Source organism: Bacteroides sp. K03, from assembly GCF_019734355.1.
Taxonomy (GTDB): Bacteria; Bacteroidota; Bacteroidia; order Bacteroidales; family Bacteroidaceae; genus Bacteroides; species Bacteroides nordii.
Genome location: NZ_JAASHC010000003.1, coordinates 320,058 through 344,590 on the forward strand (window position 1 = coordinate 320,058; position 24,533 = coordinate 344,590).

16 protein-coding genes are annotated in these 24,533 nt (G+C 39.6%); 5 read left to right on the plus strand and 11 right to left on the minus strand.

All coding sequences use genetic code 11. From position 1 onward, the window contains the following. The first annotated feature begins 81 nt into the window (after positions 1–81). Positions 82–1,530 (plus strand): potassium/proton antiporter, encoded by a 1,449-nt coding sequence (locus tag HCG69_RS03805; RefSeq protein WP_221648914.1) that lies wholly within the window; start codon positions 82–84, stop codon positions 1,528–1,530. A 190-nt stretch (positions 1,531–1,720) separates the two neighbouring features. On the opposite strand, the gene HCG69_RS03810 is transcribed toward HCG69_RS03805, so the two are convergent. Beyond that, entirely contained in the window at positions 1,721–3,508 is a 1,788-nt protein-coding gene (locus HCG69_RS03810; protein WP_221648915.1) for an alpha-1,3-galactosidase B, read from the minus strand. A gap of 402 nt (positions 3,509–3,910) precedes the next feature. On the opposite strand from HCG69_RS03810, the gene HCG69_RS03815 reads away from it, so the two are divergent. Further along, on the plus strand, positions 3,911–5,575 hold the full coding sequence (locus HCG69_RS03815) for a long-chain fatty acid--CoA ligase (RefSeq protein ID WP_221648916.1): 1,665 nt from the start codon (positions 3,911–3,913) through the stop codon (positions 5,573–5,575). Positions 5,576–5,729: 154 nt separating this feature from the next. On the opposite strand, the gene HCG69_RS03820 is transcribed toward HCG69_RS03815, so the two are convergent. The 3 genes from HCG69_RS03820 to HCG69_RS03830 all read right to left on the minus strand — a co-directional run bounded on the left by HCG69_RS03820 (position 5,730) and on the right by HCG69_RS03830 (position 9,163). Then, entirely contained in the window at positions 5,730–6,113 is a 384-nt protein-coding gene (locus HCG69_RS03820; RefSeq protein WP_221648917.1) for a DUF3037 domain-containing protein, read from the minus strand. Then, on the minus strand, positions 6,091–6,873 hold the full coding sequence (locus HCG69_RS03825; RefSeq protein WP_221649085.1) for a HipA family kinase: 783 nt from the start codon (positions 6,871–6,873) through the stop codon (positions 6,091–6,093). The genes HCG69_RS03820 and HCG69_RS03825 overlap by 23 nt, the downstream gene beginning before the upstream one ends. Positions 6,874–7,435: 562 nt before the next feature. Next, positions 7,436–9,163 carry an ATP-binding protein gene (locus HCG69_RS03830; protein ID WP_221648918.1) on the minus strand — a complete coding sequence of 576 codons (1,728 nt, stop codon included), beginning with the start codon at positions 9,161–9,163 and terminating at the stop codon, positions 7,436–7,438. Between the two features lie 98 nt (positions 9,164–9,261). Here HCG69_RS03830 and HCG69_RS03835 point away from each other — a divergent pair, with 98 nt between their 5' ends. The 3 genes from HCG69_RS03835 to HCG69_RS03845 all read left to right on the plus strand — a co-directional run bounded on the left by HCG69_RS03835 (position 9,262) and on the right by HCG69_RS03845 (position 13,125). Further along, positions 9,262–10,839 carry an AAA family ATPase gene (locus HCG69_RS03835; protein ID WP_221648919.1) on the plus strand — a complete coding sequence of 526 codons (1,578 nt, stop codon included), beginning with the start codon at positions 9,262–9,264 and terminating at the stop codon, positions 10,837–10,839. Continuing rightward, a complete protein-coding gene (locus tag HCG69_RS03840; protein WP_221648920.1) occupies positions 10,814–12,220 on the plus strand; it encodes a VWA domain-containing protein in 1,407 nt (468 codons plus the stop codon). The genes HCG69_RS03835 and HCG69_RS03840 overlap by 26 nt, the downstream gene beginning before the upstream one ends. A 287-nt stretch (positions 12,221–12,507) precedes the next feature. Continuing rightward, positions 12,508–13,125, plus strand: a complete 618-nt coding sequence (locus tag HCG69_RS03845; RefSeq protein ID WP_221648921.1) for a YhcH/YjgK/YiaL family protein — start codon at positions 12,508–12,510, stop codon at positions 13,123–13,125. A gap of 145 nt (positions 13,126–13,270) precedes the next feature. Here the strand turns inward: HCG69_RS03845 and HCG69_RS03850 are convergent, their stop codons facing one another. The 7 genes from HCG69_RS03850 to HCG69_RS03880 form a co-directional block, all read right to left on the minus strand. Beyond that, positions 13,271–15,490, minus strand: coding sequence for a beta-N-acetylglucosaminidase (locus HCG69_RS03850; RefSeq protein WP_221648922.1), 2,220 nt, complete (start codon positions 15,488–15,490; stop codon positions 13,271–13,273). Between the two features lie 194 nt (positions 15,491–15,684). After that, a complete protein-coding gene (locus tag HCG69_RS03855; RefSeq protein ID WP_221648923.1) occupies positions 15,685–16,269 on the minus strand; it encodes a YIP1 family protein in 585 nt (194 codons plus the stop codon). Position 16,270: 1 nt separating this feature from the next. Next, on the minus strand, positions 16,271–16,552 hold the full coding sequence (locus HCG69_RS03860; protein WP_002560633.1) for a DUF2089 family protein: 282 nt from the start codon (positions 16,550–16,552) through the stop codon (positions 16,271–16,273). Next, positions 16,549–17,523 (minus strand): alpha/beta hydrolase, encoded by a 975-nt coding sequence (locus tag HCG69_RS03865; protein WP_221648924.1) that lies wholly within the window; start codon positions 17,521–17,523, stop codon positions 16,549–16,551. The genes HCG69_RS03860 and HCG69_RS03865 overlap by 4 nt, the downstream gene beginning before the upstream one ends. Before the next feature lie 543 nt (positions 17,524–18,066). Beyond that, positions 18,067–19,791: a T9SS type A sorting domain-containing protein gene (locus tag HCG69_RS03870; protein WP_221648925.1), complete on the minus strand. Its 1,725-nt coding sequence runs from the start codon at positions 19,789–19,791 to the stop codon at positions 18,067–18,069. 97 nt (positions 19,792–19,888) lie between these two features. Then, positions 19,889–21,235 carry a RagB/SusD family nutrient uptake outer membrane protein gene (locus tag HCG69_RS03875; protein WP_221648926.1) on the minus strand — a complete coding sequence of 449 codons (1,347 nt, stop codon included), beginning with the start codon at positions 21,233–21,235 and terminating at the stop codon, positions 19,889–19,891. 6 nt (positions 21,236–21,241) lie between these two features. Beyond that, positions 21,242–24,520, minus strand: a complete 3,279-nt coding sequence (locus HCG69_RS03880; RefSeq protein WP_221648927.1) for a SusC/RagA family TonB-linked outer membrane protein — start codon at positions 24,518–24,520, stop codon at positions 21,242–21,244. Positions 24,521–24,533 lie beyond the last annotated feature (13 nt).

Sequence of the window (24,533 nt, forward strand, 5' to 3'; positions counted from 1 at the left end):
TTTTATTTGTTATCTAAATTACGTAACTTCGCACGGTGAAGCAAAAAAAGACTTATTTATAACCCTTATAATATATAGCCCATGTTATTCACTGCAGAAAATATTCTACTTGTAGGTTCTATCTTACTTTTCGTCAGTATCATTGTCGGTAAAACCGGATATCGCTTCGGAGTGCCTGCCCTGTTATTATTCCTTGTTGTTGGTATGCTTTTTGGAAGCGACGGCTTGGGCTTTCAATTCCATAGTGCAAAAACCGCACAATTCATAGGTATGGTGGCACTTAGTATTATCCTCTTTTCCGGTGGTATGGATACTAAGTTCACAGAAATACGTCCGATATTGACTCCGGGTATCGTGCTCTCCACCGTTGGAGTGTTACTTACGGCCCTGTTCACAGGGCTATTTATCTGGTGGCTCTCCGGTATGAGCTGGAGTAATATCTACCTTCCAATCACAACCTCACTGCTACTTGCATCTACTATGTCGTCAACAGATTCTGCCTCCGTCTTTGCCATTCTCCGTTCACAGAAAATGAATCTGAAACACAACCTTCGCCCGATGCTTGAGTTGGAGAGCGGTAGTAATGACCCTATGGCTTATATGCTCACGATTGTTCTCATACAGTTCGTTCAGTCTTCCGGTATGGGAGCCGGTGCCATATTAGGCTCTTTCTTTATTCAGTTTCTGGTAGGTGCAGCTGCCGGTTATGTACTGGGTAAATTGGCTATATTGATCCTCAACAAAATCAACATTGATAACCAATCACTCTACCCTATCCTCCTTCTGTCATTTGTATTCTTTACGTTTGCTATCACCGACAGACTACATGGAAACGGTTATCTGGCAGTATACATTGCCGGTATAATGGTGGGTAATAATAAGATCATGTTTCGAAAAGAGATTGCTACCTTCATGGACGGACTCACCTGGCTTTTCCAGATTATCATGTTCCTCATGCTCGGCTTGCTTGTCAATCCGCACGAGATGCTCGAAGTAGCTTGTGTAGCATTGCTTATCGGGATATTCATGATTGTTATCGGTCGTCCGTTAAGTGTATTTCTTTGTCTGCTCCCATTCCGGAAAATAACATTCAAGTCGCGGTTATTCGTATCATGGGTAGGATTACGCGGAGCTGTTCCGATTATCTTTGCCACCTATCCGGTAGTGGCCAATGTGGAAGGATCAAATGTTATATTCAATATCGTATTCTTTATTACCATCATTTCGCTGGTAGTACAGGGAACTACAGTTTCTTATGTAGCACGTTTGCTTCATCTCTCCACCCCACTCGAGAAAACCGGAAATGACTTTGGAGTAGAATTGCCCGAAGAGATAGACTCCGATCTTCGCGACATGACTGTAACGCAGGAAATGATAGAGAAAGCCGATACACTGAAAGATATGAATCTTCCAAAAGGCACACTCGTTATGATCGTAAAACGTGGAGACGAATTCCTTATTCCGAATGGAAGTCTGAAACTACATGTAGATGATAAGCTACTACTCATTTCAGAGAAGAGCAAAGAATAAAAATCTCCCTTTCAAAAGCCGGATAAAGCTATCAACATGTGACTTTAGAAATGCAGGTGATCGCTAATTAACGCAAATACAATTTAATATTTGCGTTAATTAGCGATCATCTGCGTTTTAATAATGGCTGATTTTACCTTTGGCACACCTCCGTTTATAGCCTATGTGACTTCTATATGCAATCGAGTAATTACTCTATTTTCGCATTGGTTACCCGTTCCAGCAGAAAGCGGCTTTTATTCCAGTGAAACGGCTTATACTCCGTATTCATCCGGATACTATTATTACGGAATACAAGTCCGTCTACCGACTTGGCATAAAGAATCGGTGCATCAAAGGTATCGAATTCATTGTCTTCAATCACGATGCCTTCTTCAACTCCACCATGAAAATACTTTTGTTGCGATTTCAGGTCAGGTATTTCAGGATAGATAGAAATTACAGCATTTGTGAACTGAAACATATTTGTAAGTGCATTCACAAAACGATTTTTCCGGATAATTACATTCCGGCAAGCTCCTGTTTCATACCAACCATTACAGTCACCACACAGCAGAATGGCTGTACCGGATGTATGGTCAAACAGGTTATTCTCTGCAATCGTTTTCTTAGGAGTGCTAAACAATGCACCGCGAGCACGGTTATTACGAATCACATTATCAGCAAATAGCACTTCCGGAGTCCAGGTCAGGTTCTCAATACCAAAACCACTTTCAGCATTGACAACCGCATCAACAGGATCACGGAAAGAAATAACAAATTCACGCGCGCCCTGAACCTCCTCTTTATCATAGGGAGCGATCGCCGTAATGCTATTCTGACTACCCACAAGCTCCATCGTTGACGAACGTACAAACTGCACTTCATCCTCCGGTCGTCCCCACTCAAATCCCCAGGCCTGGTCGTGCATATACCGTCCTACCAAAGTACGGTCGTCTATCCGCTTGATAACTTTCAGGTAAGTACCATGTACATTGATAGCATCGTCCATCATACCTTCATAAAAGCCGCTCCGGGATATAATCTTTCCTTTACAACCCGAAAAGTGAGTGGCGTCGGCCTGAGTAGTGAAATAACGGGGATCATTCTCTCCACGAAGACATACGTTAAATCCATCTAAGGTTATATTCTCACACAATTGTGCCAGTAATCCCATCCCTTCGGCATAATGTACTTTCACGTTTAATAATTGTGTATCTACATCATGTGAAAGAAATATTCCGGGAGTAGGCCGGAAGTAAGTACGCAGAGCAATTACTGTACCTGGAACAAGCCGGTTGTCCTTCCAGCTCTTTATATTGAGACGACGTGAAGCCACTTGGGTTACTCCCTTATTCGGATAATATAAATCACTGGTGTTATAGACTATATGACGGCTTTTAGGATCAAAGGCAATGCCGGAAGAAGGACGAAGTTTCCAACCTTCACCCAATGTCTCAAAAACTGAATCTTTACTGATGTGATAGTTCACCCAGGGAGCTATTTCAAAAGTAATACCATTCTCTACAGAATTCTCTACTATTTGTACCTGTGCTATATGCGGATTCTCAAAGTCAATATTAAAATCTTTCAGTATGCAGTTTTCCGAATACAAAAGAGAGACAGGAATCATGCGACCATGGAAAATAAAATCAGATCCTTGTCCATCCAAAGTCAGATTTTTCATATTCTCAATAGCAATACCTACCTTCTTCGGATTTGTCTGGTCATGGTTAGAAATATAATATTGGCGAGATGCTGCATTCTTTTCAAAGAAATGATACCTGCCCGTCGGAAAACGTAATGTGACATTATCTCCTTCCTGGTAATCTCTTTTGATCTTCTCTAAAATCTTTTGCAATACAGGTGATGCATCTTTCTTTCCATTGGCTTTCAAACCAAAATCAGAGACATCATACACACGATTGGCAGCACATATATCAACGGGAGGTAAAACTCCTAATAGGAGTACAAGCAGAGATGTAAGAACAGTTTTCATAGTAATCTTTTTATCAGACAAGTTTAGTATCCGGTTACAAAGATATACCTTTTGATTATAATTACATTCAGTTCTTACTTAAATTCGTACGGTTTTGAGTATATTTCACCACAGAGTAACACAGAGTTCCACAGAGTTTAAATCTTTATTGAAACGCAGATGAATGCAGACTTTCATCTAAGAGAACTACAGTCTTTTAATTTGCGTTCATCTGTGTTAATCCGCGTTTCATCAGATAAATACTACTCTGTGGAACTCTGTGTTACTCTGTGGTGGGTTTTACTCATTTCTGATCAGTTCCACCTCCCGTTAATTTACCGTAAAACTTTCCGGGAGAACCCCGTCTTTGTTAATGAAATATTAATTTTGCGCAGTTTTAAAACAAATGTGCAAAAAGCAAATATGGAACAACAACAAGGGTTCATAGACTATATAGAGCAAAGTATCATAAACAACTGGGATCGTAACGCCCTGACAGACTATAAAGGAATCACCCTTCAATACAAGGATGTTGCCCGCAAAATAGCAAAATTTCATATTGTACTTGAGAGTGCCGGCATTCAGTCCGGTGATAAAATAGCTGTTTGTGGACGCAATAGTGCACATTGGGCAGTTGCTTTTCTGGCAACAGTAACTTATGGAGCCGTTATCGTTCCCATTCTTCATGAATTCAAAGCCGATAATATACACAACATCGTTAATCACTCCGAAGCTAAACTTCTGTTCGTTGGCGACCAGGTATGGGAAAACCTGAATGAGGATGCCATGCCTCTATTAAAGGGGATCGCTTCTTTGAAAGACTTCTCTGCACTTGTGTCCCGTTGTGATCAACTGACTTATGCCTTTGAGCACCGGAATGAGATCTATGGAAAACGTTATCCCAAATGTTTCCGGAAAGAACACATTTCATATCGCAAAAGCGATCCCGAAGAGTTGGTAATCATTAACTATACCTCAGGAACTACCGGCTACTCTAAAGGAGTGATGCTGCCTGCCCGTAGCATATGGTCCAACATTACTTACTGTTATGAGATGCGTCCTCTGCAAGCCGGAGATACGGTTGTATCTATGCTTCCGTTAGGCCATGTATTCGGTATGACCTATGATTTCCTGTACAGTTTCTCAGCAGGCGCACATCTGTATTTCCTCACCCGGATGCCCTCTCCTAAAATCATAGCACAGTCTTTTGCCGAAATCAAACCGAAACTGATTTCATGCGTACCCCTGATTGTAGAAAAGATCATCAAAAAAGAGGTATTACTCCGGCTGGACAACAGGATAGGCAAACTATTGTTGCGGGTTCCCATCCTCAACGATAAACTGAAAGCAGCCGCCCGACAGACAGCTATGGAAATTTTTGGTGGTAACTTTAATGATATTATTATCGGCGGTGCTCCTTTCAATGCAGAGATTGAAGCTTTCTTAAAAAAGATAGGTTTCCCTTATACAATTGCCTACGGAATGACTGAATGTGGTCCTATTATCTGTTCAGACTACTGGCAAGATCTCAAAAAAGCCTCATGTGGAAAAGCTGCCAGTCGCATGGAAGTAAAAATAGATTCTCCTGATCCCAACACACATGCCGGAGAAATCATCTGCAGAGGAGACAACCTCATGCTGGGATATTATAAAAATGCGGAAGCTACTGCACAGATTATAGATAAAGACGGGTGGCTGCATACAGGCGATCTTGCCACAATAGACGAACAAGGGTATGTGACAATACGCGGACGCAGTAAGAATCTTCTGCTTAACTCAAGCGGACAGAACATCTATCCCGAAGAGATTGAAAGCAAACTGAACAATATGCCGTATGTAGCAGAGTCATTGATCGTATTGCAGAATGACAAACTTGTTGCTCTCATATATCCTGACTTTGACGATGCATTTGCCCATGGTTTGCAACAACCGGATATTGAGAAAGCAATGGAGGTAAACCGGCTGGAACTGAACCTTCAGTTACCTGCATTCAGCCAGATAAGCAAAGTAAAAATACACTTTGAAGAGTTTGAAAAGACAGCTAAGAAAAGTATCAAACGGTTTATGTATCAAGAAGCGAAAGGTTGATTGCCCTTTCGCTTCTTTTACCATCTTTATTACTACCATGCCACTGCGATGTAATTAAATCGAGCGGTTATTCGACCGAAAAACCACACGAGTCTAATTTCCATTCCACTACGGTGCAATTAAAATACATACTATGACTTTCGGTTTTTACTGCTTATTCCACCAATTCTTGAAATAAATCATTCAGTGTCTGATCCAGATTGGCAGAAAAACCTACGTGTGGCCTTGAAGTCTGGATGCAGGAACTTCTCAGAGCCGTCAGCCACCGGAAACGTTCCGGAATATCCAACAGAGCAATTGTTCCTCCAGTCTCATGCCCCGAACAGACCTTACTAAAAGCCTCCATATGCTCGCGAAACGACTCTAGATCCAGTTCCGGAGAAAAGGCTCTAAGCCTGTTTTCATTTATCTCATAACGCATTTTTATAAAGTCAGCCTGTTTTGAGAACAGGATAACTCCAACATTCATAAACTCCTCACGTTCCACCTTCGGTACAATGCGGATTACTGCATATTCATATAAGTGCTTTTCTGGCATCCTGTGCTTCTTTTACAAATAGTTCGGAATGACGTATCCTTTCTGTTAGAAATTGAAAATAAATATCTCGTATATCCTGCTGTGTTTCTTCTTTATCCCGCCAATGCAACCAGTCATCGGGTATCAGATCTACTATTTCCCGCAATATTTCATCAGTCAATATCTCTTTGTATTCCCGATCCACTTCCTCCAGGTCACTCGCTTCGGCCAGCAATGCATGTTCCTTTATCTGTGTAAAAGGACTCAGTGCATGTTTCTTCCAGTTCACCCACGAATGATGGAAAAACAGAGAAGCGCCATGGTCTATCAGCCACAGTTCTTTATGCCACATTAACATATTGGTATTCTTGGCTGTACGATCCACATTAGTTAAAAAGGCATCCAGCCATACTATCTGTGAGGCTAATTTAGCATCCACTTTTGTTACCACAGGATCAAACGGTAATGCTCCCGACAGGAAATGCAACCCCAGGTTCAACCCACGACTTCCTTGCAACAGGTCTTGTATCTCTTCATCTCCTTCCGAACGCCCGAAAGCTTCATCCAGATTTAGAAAAACAATTTCCGGAAGACGCAAACCCAACACACGGGCTACCTCTCCTCCTATCAGCTCAGAAATAAGCGCTTTTGTCCCATGCCCCGCCCCACGAAACTTTACCACATACTTAAATCCATCATCAGCTTCGGCAAGAGCTGGCAACGAACCTCCCTCACGTAAAGGCATGATGTAACGAATTACATCAACGGTTCGTATATCGATCTCATTTCCTCTTATTATCATAGTGTTTCTCTCCTTTCTGTTTATATCATATTTCTATAAACAGTTGTGCTTTCAAATAGTTTCAGTTAAAACCTAAATGAAAACAGGAAGACAAATATACTAATAAAAGACAGACAACATTGTTTTATCCTCATCTTTATAGTATACAGATATTAAAGATGCGATGAAAGTAAAATACACATAAATAGTGAAAAAACATGATTATACATGCTATATTAGCGTGTATCATGCAAAAATTATATACGTATTACGTTCAATCAGATGGATAAAATAAAAACAAGGGATTATTACTACAATATTTTTTTATAGTTACTAAAATAGGTACTAAAACATTTTCGATGAATGAAGTAATAGAGTAATAAGAGCAGAAAAGCGAAATATCAGACAGGTATCTTATTAGAAATCAAGCATTTCAATATAGATATTTATTGCATGCAAAAGTACTATTTTAAGTATGCGTTAAATAGGTAATTAATAGTGACTTAAATACGTACTTTTATACCTATAAAGTACGTATTTTTACAATGCTTGTTTAGTATGTTTATACTTCAAAGAATTTGTATCCTTTATTAGCAGCCACATACACCACATACATTTGTATATTATAGTATGGGAATTGTACGCGAATTGTTTCCGCATATTGCTTCACCTGTTCCACATCTTCGCGACGTGGAGCATTGAGTGCCAGTACTTTCTTTGCTTCGCTTGCTTTGAAATACTTGAACTCTACAATCCGGTGATCCTTATAATATTCCGTTCCGGGAATTCCTGTCATCTCAAAATCCGAACGTCCGGCAGGATGGTTCTGTTCTAATGCAAAGGTGTAGCATTGGCTCAGATAACGCGAACACAGTTCAAAGAACGAACAACGAATGAAATTCTCATTCATCTTATCGAATACCTGTGCGGGAAACTGCCCAAGGTATTGATCGTAGTAGTTATGGAAAATACCTTCCATACGCCGGTCGTGAGTAAATTGCTCAAAGGCAGGAACGTAGCGGTTTGCAAAGTTATCAATGTCATTCAACTGGTTATAATAATCCATATAAATGCTACGCATGGTCAGGTTGGGCAACGTCATTCGGAAGGAATTCTTCAATGTCGTCATGCCCAAATAAAACAAGGAGACAGGATAGAAATTCTTGTCGAAAAACTTCTGCTTATTGAACTTGCTTCGCAAATCAGGCTGTGCATAAGCTATTTCATCTTCCATCACCAATGTATTGAGCAACTGTTTGGCATTCTCCTGACTCAACGCAAGTCGACGAATCCAATGGATGTCTGTACGCAAATTCTCATCAATCATTTCATCGGGAACAATACCATTAACAGCAAACTTTTTAAGAAAGTAAGTCAGTATGGTAGAATTAAACAAAGGCTCCGCATTAGGCTGAAACCGGTAACCGTCATAGTTGCTCACGATCAGTTTCCATATTTCATCGAATTGTTCTTCGTTACCGGAATATTTCCGGAGTACATAGCGTAGGTACACTTCTGCCTCTGCATGAGTAAAGCCAAGCATATTTAGAAAGTCAGGTTCAAGTGTCAAGATCTCCGCAATGTTGTATCCACTGGTCAAATCGTCCATTGTGACGGGAAGTACTCCTGTACAGAAACAGGTACGTATGCTTCCCTCGCCGATACCTGCCTTTATTATTTTAAAGAAAGTACGTAAGAAACTGTCGGCAGTAGTCACTTGCTCATAGAGCGGATCTTTGTAAGCAGTCAACAGCTGGTTGGTAAAATTGTCATATTCATCAATAAGAAGATATACCGGAGGAAGATTATGGGACGATACATAACGCAACATATCCTCCAACATCTTTGTGACATCGGTTTTATCACTAAATTCAAAATCCGGGAATAAACGTGCATATCTGGCATCGGCTTTCACCATATCATAGATGACTCCGCAATTCAAATCATTAAAGTTCTTTTGTAACCCTTCCAGTGTATCGGTTACTACCATTTTAGAGAAGTCGAAGCGAAGCACGAGATATTTATTATGCTCTTTTGTAGGATTACTTCCAACGTATGTATCTCCAAACAGTTCTGTAAAACGATCTGCCATATTCAAATCATAGTAAGCGGCCAACATGGACACTAACAAGCTCTTTCCGAAACGGCGCGGACGCAAAAAGACAGGAGCTTTATATAGTTCCAGATCGGGAATAAACATTGTCTTGTCCACATAGTAAAATCCACGTTCGCGCATTTCTACATAGTTTGCCACAGCATAAGGCACAGTGATTCTTACAGTTGATTTCATAACCTACTCTTCTTATATGAATTTGATATTGCGAATATACACCTTTTGGATGAGATAATTTAAGTTTATTCGTATTTTTGCATTTTAATTGAAAAAGCATGAACTCCATAAAACCACGTATCACTAAGCTTCTCAATGCCCTCAACGAAGGCGTGTTTGAGAAAGAACACACCATAGCCCTTTCCCTTCTGGCAGCCATTGCCGGAGAAAGTATCTTTCTGTTAGGTCCTCCGGGAGTTGCCAAGAGCTTGGTAGCCCGAAGACTTAAATATGCATTCAAAGAAAACAGTGCATTTGAGTATCTGATGTCCAGGTTTAGCACACCGGATGAGATATTCGGTCCGGTTTCCATCTCTAAGCTGAAAGATGAAGACACTTATGAACGAATCACGGAGGGATATCTGCCTACGGCCTCGGTAGTCTTTCTGGATGAAATATGGAAAGCCGGTCCGGCAATTCAGAACTCCTTGCTGACCGTTATCAATGAAAAGATATACCGTAATGGGCAGTTCACAGTAAAAGTCCCCCTGAAAGTATTGATTGCGGCTTCTAACGAATTACCTGCCAAAGGAGAAGGACTGGAAGCTCTCTATGACCGCTTTCTGATCCGGCAGTTCGTGGGATGTATTGAACAGGAGTTTGCTTTTGATCGCATGATTGCTTCTACACGGGACACAGAGCCTTGCATTCCGGAGAAACTGACAATCAGCCCTAAAGAATACTCGACCCTGCAGGAGGAAGCGGAAAAAGTAACATTACATTATACCTTCTTTGAACTGATACATACCATCAAACGAACCGTAGAACAGTATAATACACAACGGGAGGCGAATCTTCCTCCTATTTATATATCAGACCGCCGCTGGAAGAAAATGGTTGGGTTGCTACGCACTTCGGCCTATCTGAACGAATCATTAACGGTCTGCTTTGCCGATTGCCTGCTGATCCCCTATTGTATCTGGGACGAGGTAAGCCAATTTCCCATTGCCGAAGATATTGTACAGCGGGCCATCACTGATAGTATCAACACCTATCTGTTAGGCGAAAAACAGCTGGAACAAAAACTGGATGCACTCAAAGAAGATATGAAAGCAGAACACAGTCTGCGGGAAATCAGCGACCCTGCTATTCAGGTGGTAGATACTTTCTATCATCGCATCGAAGGATATCGCATTGCCGGAAACCTGCTTATGTTTGCGTCCGATTATCAGAATCTGAAGAAAGACAGCAACCGCCTGTTTTATATCCAGCAGGATAAATTCCGTCCGGTAAACAAAGTACTGAAGGTATATGATTTTGTAAAAAACCGCAGTATCGCTCAGAAAGATATTTATTCCCTGCGAAAAGGAAACCGTTCCGTGTTTGTCAATAACCAGGAATATCCGCTACTCTGCTATGACGATTGTGCTCCATTACCCGAACAGAATGAAGATACGAGTACCCCCTTTGAGTTCCGGTTACAAGAGGTAATAGATTTACTGCATAACATGGAAACAGAATTTAAAAAACTATCTGAACGGGAAAACGAATATGCCAAGGAGCACCTCTTTCTGAGCACCAAACAAAAAGGGGAGCTGAAACGAATCCTGAATGGTACAGCCCATATCATTGAAAATTACCGGAACGAGTTGCGAATCATTGCCCATGCCCATGAACAAGAGAACAGGGACTATTAGGCTGAAAGAACTGCAAGACAGGTATTATGACCGTTTGCAGGATATTGCCTACGAGGTATATGATGAGCAGTTGCACAACCTCATCATCAAGCCCGAAGAACTGGATACCGACATCCGGCAATACTTTCGTCATACCCTGCCCTCTCTGCAAGAATTTTATTCAAGGTATGCCAGTCAATGGGAGTATTTTCATGAAACGGATGAAGCTTCGGATACAAAGTTTCTACGTTTTCTGGAGAATAGCGCTTATCCACTTTCCATGAAGTATAACCTGGTAGATCTCAATGTGAAATACTATCTGGAACGATTTCATACCCTCAAACCCCGTTCTAAAGAGTGGAAAGCATTGCGAATACTTTTCTTCGACAAATGGCACCAACTGTTATCCAACAATGAGTTCAATTACCAGATGGAGCATATCAACCACCTGTGCGAAGAGTTTTACCGCCTGCAATTATCGCTCTCTAAGAATCTGCCTGTCCGGGGAGGTTCCCGGTTGGTATGGTTGCTCCGAAACCATAAACAAATAGCGGAACAGATACTGGAGTATGATGAGACAATCAAAAAAACTCCTGCCATACAAGAGTTAATTGAGAAATTAGGCAAACGGCATCAAGGTATACAGAAACGTTTTAAGATGACAGCCGGAATCCATAAGGAACAGATCATCACTCACTCTACCCGGAGTGACATTACCGGTATTTGTGAAGGTAATGATCTGAACAGCCTGTTACCAATTGAATATTGTTATCTGGCGGAAAAAGCCCTGCAACCTGTTTTCTTTGAACGATATGCCGAGAAAAAGCTTCAAATGATTGATTATGCCTCACGTGAGCTACGAACCATGGATGATAAAAAGATGCCGGGTAACCAGGTTTCCGAGGAAGCCGAAGGTCCCTTTATTGTCTGTATTGACACCTCCGGATCAATGGCAGGAAAAAGAGAGAAACTGGCCAAATCGGCTTTGCTCGCTATAGCCGAACTAACGGAAAAACAACATCGCAAATGTTATATCATAATCTTCTCTGACGATGTGGAATGTATCGAAATAACTGACTTAGGAAGCAGTTTCGATCGTCTGGTAGATTTCCTGTGCCAATCTTTTCACGGAGGTACAGATCTTGCTCCTGCCATAGCTCATACGATCCGGATGATTGAAACACAAGGATATCAGGAGGCAGATATGGTGATGATATCCGACTTTGAGATGATGCCAATAGATAAAGAATTATCAGCCCACATCCGACATATAAAAGAGAACCAAACAAAAATATATGCCCTCTCTATGGGAGAAGAGCCCAAACAAAGCTATCTGGATATTTGTGATAAATACTGGGAGGTGCTTCCCGCACGGGGAGGTACGCCGGGCGATGGAAAATGAAGAAAATTATGTGAAAGAGAAGAAAAATAGACGATTTAATTATTAAAACATGTTATATAACAGGGGATTTTTCTTGGTTAATTTGCAAATGTGCAAAAAGGTGGTACCTTTGCAATGTGTTTTTCATAGTATTAGATTTAAGGTTAACAAAGGTTGGAGCAAGGCGTTGCTCCTTTTTTTATGCCCATACTTGAAAAACATAAATTCTTTTCTACTATTTTAGTCCAAAGAGCTATTTCTTTTTTCTACTTTTGCCCAAACAATCAATACATTTAATAAGAACTATCATGAACAAAAAATCGATCCTCGGAACTCTGACTATAGCCACCGTTTTCCTCTTTTCGTACACTATTATCTGTCAGGCACAAACTATAGAATCCGTCACACCGAAACAAGCCCGTAAATGGACAGAACAAGGTGAATGGACAAACGGATTCAAAGCCACGCCGCATAAAACAACGGATTACGTGGAATTTGCCACCCAGTATCGTAAAAACAAAGAGCTGTGGGATAAAACCTTTCGTTGGCTGGCCGAACATGACCTGACAACTATCCCAGTAGGAAAATATGAAATTGACGGCAAAAGATGTTATATTAATGTACAGGAAGCCAAGACACAGGATGCCAGCAGACGCAAAATAGAATCACATCGCCACTGCATCGATCTGCAATATGTAGTAAAAGGAACCGAACGATTCGGCCTTGTAACCTTAAAGGATGCCACCCCTATTACAGAATACAAACCGGATGTCACTTTTTATAAATCATCTAAAGTTAAATACATAGATTCTACTCCTGATAAGTTTTTTATGTTCTTCCCTAAAAATTGCCATCAGGCTTTGGTTAAAGCCAATAAGGAAGAAGATATACGTGTTATCGTAGCTAAGATTGAATATATACCTTAGAAAAAACTTCTTCTTCAAGATATCTGCCATAAATATATTCGGAAAAAGAAGAGGCGTTTTAACAAAAAAGTAGAGTGACCATACACACATAAAGTCACTCTACTTATAGTTTAAGATGATATTGAAATAGAAGAGTTTCGCCTTATCACTTACTCTTTTCCAACGTTAAGACAAATTGCCGGAGATATACCTGTTGCTCGTCATTACTCATATTCGTAAATCGAACGAATTTCACCGGAGCCCTCCGTAGTTCGGCCGTATATCTGCTACCTTTTTGTACCAGATCAATCGTTTTCCATTCTTTACCATCAGAAGATATATCAAAACGTCCCCACTCACAAGGTTCTTTCTTTCCAAAATCGATTTGGATACTTTCTGCCGGATAAATATGATCCAGTTCTATTTCAACTATATTTCCTGCACCCCATTTCACTACTTCATTTGCAGGTGAAATAAGCACACGGTTTATCTTTACCTGTAACGGCAGGTTCTTTATCTGCTCTACGTTACTAATAAGTTTGTGGGGCATATAGTCTGAAGTAGCATCCAGGGTAGTTCCGTTCTTTTGATTATAACGGTCAACAGTCACCGCAAAAGTCTGATCGATCAACGGTTTTATAACTTTTGTAGCAGTCTTTACTCCCGGTTGATAGGGATTCTGGTTATATGTCTGGTCAATATCAAACATTTGTTGCTGTAAAGCCTTTACATGCTTATATTTGTGTAAAAAACAAGAATGGGTCTTCTGGCTTTCCACCATTTTAAATACTTCCTGTCCGGTTTCAGCCAGCAACCTGAACTGATACAACCACGGTGTTATCTCCTGAATCAATGGCTTATTTTCCGTATCAACCAGCAGAATATCACTGGATTCTATCATTCGCTCAAAAGTGTTCAGTAACGTTTCAAAATCTGTTTTATCATACTCTCCGTTTTTTATATAACTTTCAAGGAAACGTTCAGCAGCAGGCTGAATATCCTGTGACTCTTCTCGACGGTATTTATGCCCGTTGATACCCAAATCTGAATTATGGATAGCGAAACACTCAAGCTCTTCCGCAGCATTCGGCAGAATGGTACGGATAGCCTCTTTCCACGTTCTCCAGGTATCATACTTAGTAGGATTCCATGCATAACTTGCCACACCATAAATCGCAATTTTAGATGCTTCGGCGTACTCCATCGGATTGGTGACGAAACCCGACATCTGCTTGGCAATTGTAGTATCATTGCCATAAACAGGGCCAAGAAGTAAATGATCGCGTACATAATCGGATACAGGAAAATTCCACCAGATGTAGGCCGGGCGCTTGATTCGTTCGTTAATCCAGTCAATACCGTCACGGGTAATATCAGAAACAACACGATCGCCTGTCCACATGATCTGAATAGAAGGATTCAGGTTATCCCCCAAAGTAGTCAGATAGTTACCATCCGGATTTGCCCAACTTTTATTATATTCGGTAGGACACATGATCAGCGGAGTAACATCAGGTTTTGTTTGTACAAAGTTCTCATCAATATAGTTCAATAACTCCGCCTGTTTCTGTGGATTGGTCCCTTCACCGGAAATATCATCAAAAAATACAGCAAATGAACGTATGCCGAGCTGATACATTTTCTCGAACTTGGCAATCAGAAAGTCACGATCTTCCTGATTCCATTTGATATCCTGTCCCGGATGAATTGCCCACACAAAGTCTACTTCGTTATCATTGGCTACTGTTACCAATTCCTGTAATTGGGCAGCCTCCTTTTCGGGATAAGGCAAACGCCAGTTGGGAGCACTGTGATATGGATCGTCTTTAGGACCATATATATAGGTATTCATTTTGTTTTCACCATAAAACTTCAGCTGCTTGATACGTGCCTGATGACTCCACGGAGTTCCATAAAACCCTTCTACCACCCCACGATAACGAATAGAAGGATAATCTTTAATTTCCACTTCAGGCAATTTCCCGTCTTTCAGCAGTTGTGCTAAAGTTTGCAAAGCATAGTAAGTGCCTCGCTCATCATTTCCTGCCAATACGATTTCTTCTTCGTTAATGGAGAGATAATAACCCTCATCGTATTTAGGAATCAGATGAGTATACTTATGTACGCTTTTATCTCCTTTCTCACCAATGTTTATCCGAATCCCATTCTTGCCCGGTTGTCTATCTGCAAATAGTTTTTTCAATACTTTTATTGCATATGGGTTTGCTTCACTTTCACCATTTACCTGATAGGTGGAGGGTAAGTCTACACTTTTGTCAAGTACAATCATTTGTTGAGGAGGTGGCTGTAAACTGACATTTTGTGCAAAAGCACCGGTAGTACACAGGAGACAGACTCCTACTAAATAAATTTTGCTGTTTTTCATACGTAAATAATTGTTTTGTTCCTCCATTAAATGGGAACATTTTTATACCATCAATAACTATTTTGTCAAATCAGGACAAAAGAAAGTACTTTTAATCCTAACAGATAGTATACGGTCAATCATTTTTCATTTTTTTATAATTTTACAACATCCAATGCTGTTAAAAAATTCAATAGCACATGTTTGTTGCTGCATTAATAAAGTAATCTGATGAGAATCCGACAAAGTACATCACCACCTAAAATTCCAATAGCAGCTACTATCCACAAATGAGACTTCTTTAGGTTGCAAGACACTTTCAATGCCTGTACCATCCAGATAATAGAAAAGACCAGAAACGGGAAACCAATCAGCGACAAAACTATTGCCAAGTGAAAATAAGGCATGGAGAGCATTTCCGCCGGTGACATCGTAGGATCTATTTGTGACAATACTTGCATGGGTGGTAGGAAATTTATCAAATTCATCACAAGCATCGGGAGCTGAGCAAACAATACAGTACCAAACACATCTATAATCCGAATTTTAGAGTGTGAGAAAATAAGACCACCCAAATAGAATAAGGTAGCCGGAACTAACCACACAAGAAGATGTTCTGCCAAGTAGCACCACCAGGCGGGATTGGGAGCGGGACCAAAATGAAGCAAGCCGTGATAATGGTAGCCGGATGCCCAACTCAATAATGTAGAAATTACCAATCCCAGTATCCCCCAGACTAATGCCTGCATTCCTGCAATCCGAATAAACGGATTAATAAGTATTTCTATTCTTTTCTTCATTTTATATATTCATTTTAGTTAGTTTTTCAATCAAATCATCCAATATATTACGTACGGTTGGATAACTCACTCCCATACTTTTGGCCATATCTTTCAGGCTTCCACTGGATTTCACAAAATCAATAATAAACTGTTGCTCTTTCTCTGGCAAACGAGCCAGTAAAGGTAATTCAAAACTACCACAGACTTCTGTGGCACATTGCTCACAAAACATACGTCCTACTTTCAGTGGGGCTTCACAAGAAGGACATTTCAACGGTAGACGTTTCTTTAGTTCACTCATTTCTTATTATATTTCTTTATAAAAGTATTCAGTGACGATATAAGAGTCGCATTGACTGGTAAAGAAGGGTTTGTATATATAGACATTTGTTTCTGTGGTTCCATTGTCTCACAATCTTTTAATACGTGATTCATTGAGTCAATCAGAAGTAATTCTGCTGTAGGCTTTGATTTCTTCAACAGTTCGGCATCTTTTACAGAGACCTGAATATCCTTTTTACCCTGAACTATCAATACCGGTATCTTCAGAGAGGCAATAACCGTCTGAGGGTTGTATTTATACCAGGAAATTAAATAAGGCTGAACCGAAGCACGAAACAGAGACTGCACATACATAGATACTTGCTCTACTGTTTTACCACTCTTCAAAGATTCATTGATAGAAGCAACTTCTTTCTTTATCATTTCCGGCTGAGAAGCAACCTGCTCTTCAATCACTTCATAAGCCGGACGCCCTGCCCCTGCCAGAGAAACCAAAGCTTTCACTTCAGGCTGATTCACACAAGCCAACATCCCGATCAGAGAACCTTCGCTATGCCCTACCACAGTAATACCAGTAAACCTTTTATCTTTGGCCAGATAATTAATCCACCCTTTTACATCGTTTACATAGTCTTCAAAACGCAACAGAGATTCTTCTTTTCCGGCAGCCGCACTGGTAGCTATCCCCCGCTTATCAAAACGCAGTGAAGCGATTCCATTGGCAGCCAGTCCTTCTGCAAGAAACTTTAATGAATTGTTTTTCATATTACCAATAGCCGAATTCCCATCCATATCCGTCGGACCGGAGCCAGCAATTAATAACACGACCGGAAATGTCTTCCCACCATTGGGAAGAAGCAATTTTCCATTAATAACTCCTTCCTTGGTATCCAGAGTCACGGTCTCACCATTCAATGGCATCAATTGTGCCTGACAAAGAAAGCAACAACAAGAAAATAAACTAACGAAGATTAAACTGATACGTTTCATGATATTTTTTTTAGAAGTTCATCATTATATTTGCAAATATAGATAGATAATTAAATAAATCAAATATATTATTGAACAAAATTAAATACGATATTAATTTTATTCAAAGTCAATTCTTCATTATGAGTTAAACACCATACAAGTTATTCTCACCAAAATACTTTGTTGATGGAGCAATCGGTTTATCTTATGGGAGTAATGATCAGCTTTTCGGATCTTTCAACTATAGAACTCTACACATAGCAGGTCACTACCTGATTGATTTTATCCTAACACATAAATCATATAAAATAGCATAGGAATATACACTTATAAAACACTGATAATCAACACATAAAAGAGTGTACACTTTTACATAGCAGGATTGTACACTTTAGTATGACAAGACTGTACAATCCTGTTATACTAAAGTGTACAATCTTGTTATTCTTCTTCAATTCAAGATAAATTCTATATAAATTGGGAGTTATTAATCATAAAAAAAGGTCATCTCAGTTTTACCTGAGACAACCTTCTATTTTTCCCCAAAAAAGGAAGATTCCTTTATTTCTTAATCACTTTAACAGTACTTGTACCATCTTCCGTAGTAACTTTAACAATATACTGTCCGTTTATCAAATCAGATACATTTAAGTTCGACACGTTCTCAGCCTGTTTTACTGTTACTCCCATTAAGTTAATGACAGCAACATTACAAGGAGTTGTAAAGTTCAATACATCAACTACCGGATTAGGATAAACAGATACACCAGCTCCCTGCTCAGTAGAAGAGATACCTGTGCCACCGCCACCTGTAACTTCGTTTAATGAGAAGATATTTTCCAACTTATCATTAGCAACTTTTGTTTGGGCAGTAGCCAATTTAGTTCCTAAAGCAGCTACACCAGTAGTAAGGTTGGCAGGGTTTGATTGAGTCATGGTACCATTAGAGATATTAACCCAGAAAGCAAGAGGAGTTTCGGCAACATGAGATTTTGCATCTGCTGTATACCCAATCATATAAGCATAATCACCACAAATAGTCACACCTCCGAATTCTTCATTCTTCTGATTCTGTTCACCTTCATTTACTTTTGAGGTTACTGTAGAAGTGACTTCCAAAGAACTTTTATTTAGGACAGCAAGGTATAAATCATTAGTAGAAACAGACTCTTTACTTGAATCAAATGCTAACTTTGTGTTAAATGAACCAGCAATTAATAAAGCATCGCCTTTTACTTCCATAGATTTTATAAAACAGTAATTACCTATACTATGAGTGGTTGAATATTTTTTGGTAGAAGATGTATTATTATCCAAATTAATAGCAGAAATAATATGTCCATATTCTATAGTACCATCTTCGGACATAGTTAGTTCAAATTTCTCATCTTTTGAGTCTATTGTCAATGTAACATTACCTACAGCCATAAATCCTGAATAAAGTTCATTGCCTGCAACCGTAAATGTGGCAGACTTAACAAACATCTGCTTTTCCGTTTGAGATTCCGATACAGCCATAGAGGCGATAATACCATTAACATTCATTTCTTCATTCAAAGCAAATACAGCACCAGAAGACAGGTCTGAATATATTCCCCATCCAAAAGTATCCAAATAATTTCCCTTAAACGAAAAACCGTTATTTTGAGTTAATCCAGTGTAAAGTGCTGAAGCATATAATTTTCCATTATTATATTCTAATTTATTAATATCAAAATATAAAGCCCCTGGTTCTGGTTCATACATTCCACCTGCCACCAACTCTGGCAATCCTTGTGGTACAAAGCTCTGTACCGCCTTCAACACACCATTCACATCATACTTTGCAACAAAACCGGCAGCTTGTTCAGCAACATATGCATCGCCCTTTTTCATTCCTTCCTTCTCTACCGCATTTCCATCTGTACTACCAAACTCTACTACATCTGCAAAGTTACCTGCAATATAAACATTCCCAGACGCATCAGTAGTTATAGCCTTAATAGTAGCAGCACCAGCTAAAGCTACCCCCCACTTTTCTGTGCCATCGGCGCCATACTTCAACAAGTAGGAACTCACGGCAATCGGAGCCAAATCTGTACCCGCAAATGAAAAACCATCTCCAGCAAATAAACCCGTTACGTACATATCTCCCTGTGCAGAAAGAGCTACAGGATTACTGTTATTTACATCCTTAACAGGAAGAATACCCATCTGAGACTTTGTCCAACTGTTATTTACAGTCGGCTGTGCCTGTGCTACAACTGATGCAGCCACACATAAAGCAAAAAGTAATACTTTTCTCATAAACAATTTTTGTTATAAATTAGACATACAAAATATATATAAGTCTTTGTTATGGTTAAATGAAAAACATTACAACCATAACAAAGATACCTCCAACTTAGTTTGCCAACCCAGGATTGGCTTCTATTGCTTCACTTGGAATACGAATGGTATAGCGAGAATCATTTTCCTCAAGTACATAACTTGTCCCACCAAACGTCTTTTCCAAACGGGGACGTGTTGTCCTACGAAGATCAAACCAACGATGTCCTTCAAAAGCCAATTCACGGGTACGTTCATTATATATCTCCTGCAATAACTCATCGCGGCCCATGGCATTTACGGCTGCTTCTTTTGTTGCATAAGCATTAGCCGTATATCTTTTCTCCATAAGAGTAAGTAAGTTTTCACGAGCTACATCTATTGCAGCCTCACCTGTCATCAAAGCAGCCTCAGCAGCATTCAAATATATTTCACCAGTTCTAAAAGAACATGCGTATTGATTACTTCCTCCTTTAGCTACTAAAATATTGGAGGCGGTCACCTGATTGAAATATTTTGATCTACGTAAATCGCTCGAACTATACATTCTCCATAAAGTTGTATTCACTTTGGCTGCACGTACATATGCAGAAGTCATCACTTGTTCCAATGCCAAAATATTCTCCGAAGAATTATATTCATTAGGCAATACTGTAGAAGTAGCCATATCTTCCAAATCATGCTTAACATCCAATACAGCCTGTGATGCTTTAAGAGATTTTGCCCATTCGCCCATATATAAATATACACGGGAACGGATAGCATTTACACTCAATGTATTGAAACGATAATTATATCCTAAATCCCACTTATCTACATTCAGATACTTTTCAGCTTCCGTAAGATCAGACAAAACAGAGCTATATACTTCACCTACTGTGTTTCGGGATAAGGTAGCTTCAGTATCACTGTCCAGTTTCAACGGAATGGCCTTTGATGTAGCAGGATCACAATGTGTATAAGGTTCGCCATGAAGATTTACCAATAAGAAATGCATATAAGCACGGAGCATATAAGATTCTCCTACCAGTTGATTTACCTCATCCATAGTTCCTTCCTCTATCCTATCTTTGGATTCAATAACATAATTGGCAATAAACAATGTATGATAGAACTGACGCCACTTAAATGCAGCCGTATTTTCAGACGGACTGACATCATTCCATGTCCATATATCCTTGTAGGAATTCAAATCCTCAGCAGCAAGTGTACCATCCATAATCATTTCGTCTGAACGAAAAGTTGCTAATCCTCTATCTGCCGGAACAGATGAATAAGCCTGAGTTAGTAATGCCCTGAACTCTTTAACTGTCCGGGGAATAACCTTTCCTACCGGTTGTATATCTAAATACTTATCACAACTGTATAAGGCCGCCATACAAAACACAGCACACAGTAGTTTTATATTTTTTAGTATCTTCATAATCTATTAAAAATTCATATTAAGACTGAAAGTAAACGATTTAGGTATAGGTTGTGCAAACTGATTACTCATTGTTTCAGGATCTAAAAAATTCTTGTAATTAGCACCGAAAACAAACAGATTACGACCTTCGAGAGCAACTGTAGCCGAACGTATACCCAATGTATGAATAAACGTTTCAGGAAGTTTATAACCTACCCGGATATTTTGTAACCTTACATGATCCGAACGTTTCACCCAAGTATCCATCATCTGATATGTCGTGAACAAGTCATAATTCGAATATTCAGCCTTACGTTTTGTGTCGGACAACAATGCAGGGAGATTTGTATTTGTATTCGTAGGTGTCCATCTATTCAATATATCCCGATTTGTATTCATTCCCCGGTCAAACTGAGTTAAGGAATAAGAAGGGGAAACCCTTGAATACATTTTCAAATTAAAAATAAAATTGACTACTACTTCAAAGCGTTTAATATTGAATGTATTCACAAAGCCTCCGGAGAATAGTGGATCACTGGAACCTATATAGGAATACAAGTTACGTTGTTCTTCAGCAGATAATGTACTGGCACCTGCACTATTCAGTTTCAACAGCTCTAATGAGGTTACTTTTTCACCTTCTTTATTATAAAACAAAGGATAACCTTCATCGTCCAGTCCCGCTGATTTATAAGCAAATATAGCACCGACAGGATAACCTTCGCGCCCAGGAGTCGTTTGATTAGCTGGTACAGACTCGCGTAAAACTTTATTTTGATTATATCCCAAATTAAAATTCGTAAACCATGTAAAACCGTTACGATTGATATTACGGGTAGTCAAAGCTACTTCAAAACCGTCATTACGCATACTTGCCCAATTGACAGTAGTAGATATAAAACCCGTTTCAAGAGGTAACATTTGCATAGCAATCAAATCGGTACCTTTACGACGATAATAATCTACCGTAACATTCAAAGCGTTATTAAACAATGCAATATCTGTTCCGAAATTCATAGTCTTTGTCTTTTCCCAACGCAAACGCTTATTAGGTGGAGAATCTAACGAAATTAGTTCTTCAGTTATTCCCGGTAACATACTTATATTCTTATAAGTTCCCATTACATAAGAAGAAGTATTTTTATCTATATTTCCTTGTATCCCATAAGACGCTCTAATCACCAGATTATCGATTCTCTTGAAATTTTTCATGAACGGTTCATTACTGATTCTCCAAAGTCCACTAAATGAATACAATGGTAAGAAGCGATACTTTTTAGAAACCCCAAAAATATCAGAGCCATCAAAACGAACGCTCCCTCCTACTGTATAGCGTTGCAACAAAGAGTAAGAAGCTGTTGAAAAGAAAGAAGCATAGGCATTTTCTACATAAGTTTTAGTATGTAACGGATAACTACGCGCCCAGGATTCATTTGGAAATATCACAGGCTTTGTAGTTAAAGTTTTACGGTCATACCCATAGCCTGTACTATTCAAAGAACTATACCAGGTTTTTCGGATCTCAGTACCTGCCATCATTTCAAATTCATGAATATCGTTATATGAATCACGATATTCAGCCTGAGCTTTCCAGTTTACTTGGGAATTGGTGTTTGCAGCCTCCGTATGTTTTCCACCATCAGGCAAGAATGATTTATATTCATTACCTATCCACATAGAAGTGAACTCTTTATCCTTACGCATAGCATATGTGTCATGATCGGCAACAGATTCTTTAGACACAGCATCTAACTGCAATCCTACCTGAGAAGTAGCTTTAAATTTATCATTAAAACGAAGTTCTACATCAAAGATAGCTGATAAAGCATTAGTAGTTTGTTCGTAAGAGGTATTATCCCTCTCTTCAAATACATTAAATTTCATACCTGCTTCACCTTTTCCCTGAACATTCATATCGTAAATATAATTACCATTTTCGTCAAAAGGCAATTGGTAAGGATTGGCTCTACGAGAGTAATATACCGGATTAGTAAAACCATCCGCATCGGTAAGATTAGATTTATTGGTTCTCCGATTAGCAAATAAAGAAGCTCCTACCTTCAATATCTTATTCACTTTATAAGAAGTTTTCAATACCAAACTCAAACGATTGGCTTCTACCCCCTTCACATTGCCTTTTTCATCATAATAACCCAAAGAGGTATAATAAGTAGCTTTTTCTGAACCACCGGAAAGACTTGCATTATATTCCTGATTGAATGTACCTCTAAAAAGAATATCATTCCAATCGGTATTAATTCCTCTTAAATTTGTTATCTCATTCTGAGCTGCAGTAGAAAGAGCATTCCAACCGCCTGCTTTATAAGCATCAGTTAGCCCATAGCGTGAAATAATACCAGCCACATCTCCTTTATTCTCACGAAAAGTATAATCACTTTGTAGCAATCCAAGTTCCAGATTTACCTTCTCGTCAGAGTTCAACAAATTCAAACGATCAATATCAAATTTAGGAGAGTAAGACAGCTTGGTAGAGAAAGTAATCTGAGGTTTACCAGCCTTACCATTTTTCGTAGTAATCACGATCACACCATTGGCAGCACGTGCACCATAAATGGCCGTTGCTGCAGCATCCTTCAATACTGTAATACTTTCAATATCCGCAGGATTCAAACCCGCAATAGCCGACTGATATATATTGTCTATATCTTTCAAGTCTTCCATTGTCGGAATCTCTGTTCCTGTCATCGGCACACCGTCAAGCACCCAAAGAGGGTCTTGCGTACCATTCAAAGAGGCAGTACCACGAATACGGATCTTAGGAGCTGCCCCAGGAGCTCCCGAAGAAGCAATAGAAGACAATCCGGCTACCTGGCCAGAAAGTGCCTGATCAATGCTCATTACCGAACCAATCTTATCATCTGTAATATCCAGTTTAGTAACCGCAGCTGTCAGTTTGCGGCGTTCAATCGTTTGATATCCTGTTACGACAACCGCATCAAGCATATGCGCCGACGGTTGCAGAACAATCTCATAACTGCTTTTTCCGGCAACCAGATGTATGGTTTGTGATTCATATCCTACATAGCTGCACTGAAGAGTGGTCACTCCATCAGGCACGTTGATAGTGAACTTTCCGTCCATGTCTGTTATCACTCCTAAAGTAGTCTGGGAACTCCCTGCTTTCTTTAGGATCTCTGATGACACAAATACCGAGGCTCCAATCAGAGGCTCTTTGTAATCACCAGCAATAACCACACCTGTGATCTTCCTTTCCGCTGCATTTGCTCCAAAGGCAATGATGCAGCAAAGAGAAAATAATAAATAACTGATTATTCTTTTCATCAATAATTACGAA